Annotated in this window: 4 protein-coding genes; 1 reads left to right on the top strand and 3 read right to left on the bottom strand. The window is 71.2% G+C overall.

The window, feature by feature from the left end; translation table 11 throughout:
• Window positions 1–466: 466 nt before the first annotated feature.
• A complete protein-coding gene (locus tag GRC12_RS41690) occupies window positions 467–1015 on the bottom strand; it encodes a MarR family winged helix-turn-helix transcriptional regulator (RefSeq protein WP_208785657.1) in 549 nt (182 codons plus the stop codon).
• 166 nt (window positions 1016–1181) lie between these two features.
• Between GRC12_RS41690 and GRC12_RS41685 the strand changes: the two genes are divergently transcribed.
• Window positions 1182–2444: an MFS transporter gene (locus tag GRC12_RS41685; RefSeq protein WP_208785658.1), complete on the top strand. Its 1263-nt coding sequence runs from the start codon at window positions 1182–1184 to the stop codon at window positions 2442–2444.
• A gap of 144 nt (window positions 2445–2588) precedes the next feature.
• On the opposite strand, the gene GRC12_RS41680 is transcribed toward GRC12_RS41685, so the two are convergent.
• A complete protein-coding gene (locus GRC12_RS41680; protein ID WP_208785656.1) occupies window positions 2589–3395 on the bottom strand; it encodes a class I SAM-dependent methyltransferase in 807 nt (268 codons plus the stop codon).
• A gap of 67 nt (window positions 3396–3462) precedes the next feature.
• Entirely contained in the window at window positions 3463–5124 is a 1662-nt protein-coding gene (locus tag GRC12_RS41675; RefSeq protein WP_208785655.1) for an ATP-binding SpoIIE family protein phosphatase, read from the bottom strand.
• Window positions 5125–5264 lie beyond the last annotated feature (140 nt).

The raw sequence follows: 5264 nt of genomic DNA, 5'->3' as shown, positions 1-5264 counted from the left end.
TTTCAAAGGAACCTCGCCCCGGACCGAAACCGGCCGGGAACGGGGTATCAACATATCTGGCGTTGATTTTTGGCACGCTGTTGAGTTCTCAAGGAACGGACGCTTCCTTCGTACTCACCCTTCCGGGCTTTCCTCCGGGCGCTTCCCTTCGGTCTTGCGTCTCCGACTCTATCAGACCCTTTCGGCGCCTGATTCCCCGTCAGAGGGGGTTGTCTTCCCGGCCGTTGGGCCGTTCCGACGTCTCAAACCTTAGCCGATTCTCTCGGTGATTCCCAATCGGGCCACCGGCCTCCGAATCGAATTGAATTCGGGCGCGCCGAAATCAACCCGTCCGGGAGATCGTGCTGAAGGTTTGTGCCGCTACCGCGGCGGGAGGTGCTGCCGCAGAACCGTTACAGCCCCGTGGCAACCCGAAGAACTTTACGGATCCGGCAGAGGGCTGTCAAGTGCCCCGTGTCAAGATCTTTTAGTCCAGGTCGGTCAGGCGTCCCCCCGCATCCGGCTGGGCGTGTTCCACCCTGCGCAGGAGGCGAATGAGGACGTCTCCCAGAGTAGCGCGCTCGTCGGCGGAGAGGTCCTGGAGCAGGTCCTCCTCGAAGACAGTGGCCATCCGCATCGCCTCGAGCCACTTCTCCCTGCCCTCCCCGGTCAGTTCGACGATGACGCGGACCCGGTTGGTCTCGTCCCGCTCCCGGGTCACCAGTCCCTCGCCGACCATGCGGTCGATCCGGTGGGTCATCGCGGCCGGCGTCAGCCCGAGTCGCTTCGCGAGGTCGCTGGGGCCCAGGCGGTAGGGGGCGCCGGAGAGGACGAGAGCCTTGAGGACCTCCCACTCGGCGTTGCTGATGCCGAGCGCGGAGGTCTGGCGGCCGTAGGCGACGTTCATCCGGCGGTTGAGCCGGGCCAGCGCGGAGACGATCTTCTCGACCTGGGGGTCGAGGTCCCGGAACTCCCGCTGATACGCGGCGATCTGCTCGTCGAGCGTCGGCTCGGTGACGCCGGGGGTCTCGGCCATGTGCGCAGTATCGCACGCGGCCGCTTTGCCTTGAAGTCCTTGCCTCTGTAGCCTTTAGCCTTGAAATTTATCTTCGAAGTCTTCGGTTCTAAGAACTGAGGCACTCCAACTACCGCACTCCAACTACCTGAGAGAGGTGAACGTGACCAGGGCGAAGGGCGCAGCGATGCGCCGGATCCATGTGGGCAACGCACTCAGCGCGTTCGGGCTCGGCTTCACCGTCCCGTACCTGTACGTCTATGTGGCGCAGGTGCGAGGGCTGGGAGCCATGACGGCGGGGCTGGTCCTTACGGTCTTCGCCGTGGCCGCGCTGATCGTGCTTCCGTTCGCCGGGCGGGCCATCGTCCGGCGCGGTCCGCTGCCGGTCCTGCTCGCCGCCCTGGTCACCGCCGCTCTGGGAGCACTGAGCCTGGGGCTGGCGGGCAGCGCGACGGCCGTACTGCTGTCGGCGGCGGCGCTCGGTGCCGGGCAGGCCGTGATGCAGCCGGCTCTGGCGACGATGATCGTGGACTGCTCGACCACGGACACGCGGTCCCGCGCCTTCGCCATGCAGTTCTTCCTGCAGAACCTGGGGTTGGGCGTCGGCGGGCTCATCGGCGGCCATCTTGTTGACTCTACGCGCGTCGACTCCTTCACCCTGCTGTTCTCCATCGAGGCCGCGGTGTTCCTGGCGCTGGTCGCGGTGATGGCGACCGTGCGGGTGCCGCGCGCGCCGCGCATGGAGGACGCCCCCGCACGCTCGGGCAAGGGCGGCTGGAAGCAGCTGCTCGGGAACCGGGCCATGGTGCAGCTGTCCGTGCTGGGCTTCGTGCTCTTCTTCGCCTGCTACGGGCAGTTCGAGTCGGGGCTGAGCGCGTACGGCGTCGAGGCGGCCGGTATCTCGACGTCCGCCCTCGGCAGCGCGCTGGCCGCCAACACGCTGATGATCGTCGTCGCGCAGTTCGCCGTACTCCGGTTCGTCGAGCGTCGGCGGCGGTCGCGGGTGATCGCCGCTGTGGGGCTGATCTGGGCCGTGGCGTGGCTCGCCGCCGCATACGCCGGTCTCGGGCACGGCAGTCAGGAGATGGCGACGGCCGCGTTCGTGTCGACGTACGCCCTCTTCGGGCTGGGTGAGGCGATGTTGTCGCCGACCGTCGCTCCGCTGGTCGCCGATCTCGCGCCCAGCGGGATGGCGGGGCAGTACAACTCCGCTTTCGCGCTGGTGAAGCAGCTCGCGCTGGCGGTCGGGCCGGCGGTGGGCGGGCCGCTCGGCGCCTCGCTGCCCATGCCGTACGTCGTGACGTTCCTGCTGTTCTCGCTGGGGATCACCTTCCTCGCGCTGCGGCTGGGGCGGCAGCTCACCGCCGTACAGGACCGGCCGTGGCTCGGTCGGAGTCGGGTGGTGGCCCGGGGTGGGGCCGCCGCGAAGCCGGCCGTCGCGGAGGCGTGAGTCCGCGATCAGTGTGGGAAGCGGCCGTCACCTTCGGGTGGCGGCCGCTTTCCGTGCCGGTTCGGTTGCTGCGCCGGTTCGTTGCTGTGCCGGTTCGGTAGCTGCGCCGGGTGGGCGTGCCGGTTGGTTGGTTGGTGTCCTGGTTCAGCGGGTCGCCGTCGCCAGGGTGGCCGTGAAGGCGAAGGTCGTCGTGGCGTGGGCGGAGAGGCGGGCGGTGAGGGCCTGGCCGGCGGCCGTCAGGGCTTCCGCGCCTTCCGTGTCGAGGATCTGCTGGGCCCAGGGCAGGACCGAGAGGTGGCCGGGGGCGAACTCGGCCAGTGGGGGGAGGCTGATGCCGAAGGTGAGCTCGTGGGTCTTGGGGTCCTGGAAGCCGGCCGTGTGCAGGGCCGCGGTGAGGCGCTCGGGGGTGCAGGCGAAGGCCGCGGCGAAGGAAGCCGCGGGGTCGGGGCCGCCGTACTCCTCGATGACCTCGTGTTGCGCGGCGAAGTACGGGCTGGTGAGGGCGGCCGGGGACCAGACGGTGGCGGCGAAGCGGCCCTCGGGGCGGGTGACGCGGGCCGTCTCCTTGAGGGCGGCCGTCAGGTCGGGGAAGAACTGGGCGCCCTGTTGGCAGACGACCGCGTCGAAGGTGGCGTCGGGATAGGGGAGATCGACGGCGGGGGCGGCGGTGAACTCGATGTCGGGATAGTGGCGGGGGTGGTGGGCCACGGCCACCTTGAGCATGGCCTCGTTGACGTCGGCGCCGTGGACGCGGCCCGCGGGACCGACCTGGGTGGCCGCGGCGCGTGCCGCGAAGCCGGTGCCGCAAGCGAGGTCGAGGACCGTGTCGCCGGGACACAGGTCCACGGCGTCGAGCAGCGCCGTCACGAAGGGCGTCATGATCGGTGCGAGGTACTGCTCGTAGCGTTCGGGGGCGGTGCCCCTGAGCTGGAAACCCGGTTCGTCTGCCATGGGGAGCTACTAGCACCGGGAGGCGGGTTCGCCTAGATGGCGCGCGCGGGGCTTGTGCGCGCGCCGGTCAGGTCGCGCCTTTCGGCAGAAGGAACTCGCACCACACCGCCTTGCCGCCGCCCGGTGTGCGGCGGGAGCCCCAGTTGGAGGCGATCGTCGCCACGATGGCGATCCCGCGCCCCGACTCGTCGCCCGGCTCCGCGCGGCGGCGGCGCGGGAGATGGTCGTCGCCGTCCGTGACCTCGATGATCAGGCGGCGGTCGGTGCGACGCAGCCGCAGCCGCATCGGCGGGATGCCGTGCTGGAGGGAGTTGGCGACCAGTTCGCTGGCGGCCAGGACCCCGAGGTCGTGCAGGTCGGCGGGGAAGCGCCAGCTGGTGAGGACGCCGGAGGCGAAGGCACGCGCGCGTGGGGCCGCTTCGATGCCGCCGAGCAGTTCCAGGGCGGCGTTGCGGAAGAGTTCGCCGTCGGGGCCGGTGCGGGCCGGGTGCTGGAGGACCAGGACCGCCACGTCGTCGTCGTGGTCCGCCGTCACTCCGGCGGAGCGGACCAGCCGGTCGCAGACGACCTGGGGGGTGCCGGTCGCGCCGGCCAGGGCGCGCTCCAGGGCCGCGATGCCCTCGTCCAGGTCCTCGTTGCGGCGCTCCACCAGGCCGTCGGTGTAGAGGACCGCGGTGGAGCCGGGGCCGAGCGGGATCGAGCCGGAGGCGTGCATCCAGCCGCCGGTGCCCAGGGGCGGGCCGGTCGGTTCGTCGGCGCGCAGCACCACCCCGCTCTCGTCGCGGACGAGGATGGGGAGATGGCCGGCCGAGGCGTACACCAGGCGGCCCTCGTTCGGGTCGTGGATGGCGTAGACGCAGGTGGCGATCTGGTTGGCGTCGATCTCCGTCGCCAGGCCGTCCAGCAGCTGGAGGACCTCGTGCGGAGGCAGGTCGAGGCGGGCGTAGGCGCGGACGGCCGTGCGCAGCTGGCCCATGACGGCGGCCGCGCGCACCCCCCGGCCCATGACGTCGCCGATGACCAGCGCCGTACGGCCGCCGCCGAGGGTGATGACGTCGTACCAGTCGCCGCCGACCGCGGCCTCCGTGCCGCCGGGCTGGTAGGTGGCGGCGATGCGCAGGTCGTCCGGCTGTTCGAGTTCCTGCGGGAGGAGGGAGCGCTGGAGGGTGACCGCGGTCTCGCGCTGGCGGCGTTCGCTCGCGCGCAGGCGCTCGGCGGCCTCGGCGTGGTCGGTGACGTCGGTGGCGAAGACGAGTACGCCGTGGCCGTCGGGGGACCCCCCGTCGGTGACCGGGGTGCAGCTGAAGGTGTAGGAGCGGCCGTCGGGGGCCTTGCGGGACTTCAGGGTGCGGGGTCTGCCGCTGCGCTGGACCTGGTCGAGCAGGGGCAGCAGGCCCAGCTCGTCGAGTTCCGGCAGGGCCTCGCGGGTGGGTTCGCCGAGCGGGCGCGGGCCGAACGCGGCGACGTAGGCGTCGTTGACGTAGGCGACGCGGTGGTCGGGGCCGTGGACCAGGGCGACGAGGGCCGGGACGCGGTCGAGGACCTCACGGACGGGGAGTTCGTCGACGGCCGGTACGGGGCGGGTGGCGTCGGTGAGTTGTTCGGCGCGGGCCGCGGGGACGGAGCCGGGCTGCTCGGACTGCCGGTCGGGAAGGGCCACCTGGTCGGTCCGCGCTGCGGCGCGGCGCTGCGTTCCGGGGAGCCGGGCGCTCCAGCGCGTGAAGTTCACGAATCCTTGCCTCGTGTCGTCGTCTTCGGCGTCTGCGGCCGGCTCCGGGGCTGGCCGGAGGGCTGGGGGATGACGCCCCCGGGATGCAGCACGGTGGGGAAAGCCTCTTGGGTTCGAAGGGGGCGGGGATACGTAAGGGG

This window comes from Streptomyces griseorubiginosus, from assembly GCF_017614965.1.
In the GTDB taxonomy this organism is placed as follows: Bacteria; Actinomycetota; Actinomycetes; order Streptomycetales; family Streptomycetaceae; genus Streptomyces; species Streptomyces griseorubiginosus_B.
Note: the sequence above shows the minus strand (reverse complement) of the source record. Positions and strands in the feature narration are given on the sequence as shown.

What these genes read in the sequence shown, in the direction of transcription:
- GRC12_RS41690 (WP_208785657.1), bottom strand. Translation starts at nt 1,015, where the DNA reads ATGGCCGAGACCCCCGGCGTCACCGAGCCGACGCTCGACGAGCAGATC.
- GRC12_RS41685 (WP_208785658.1), top strand. Translation starts at nt 1,182, where the DNA reads ATGCGCCGGATCCATGTGGGCAACGCACTCAGCGCGTTCGGGCTCGGC.
- GRC12_RS41680 (WP_208785656.1), bottom strand. Translation starts at nt 3,395, where the DNA reads ATGGCAGACGAACCGGGTTTCCAGCTCAGGGGCACCGCCCCCGAACGC.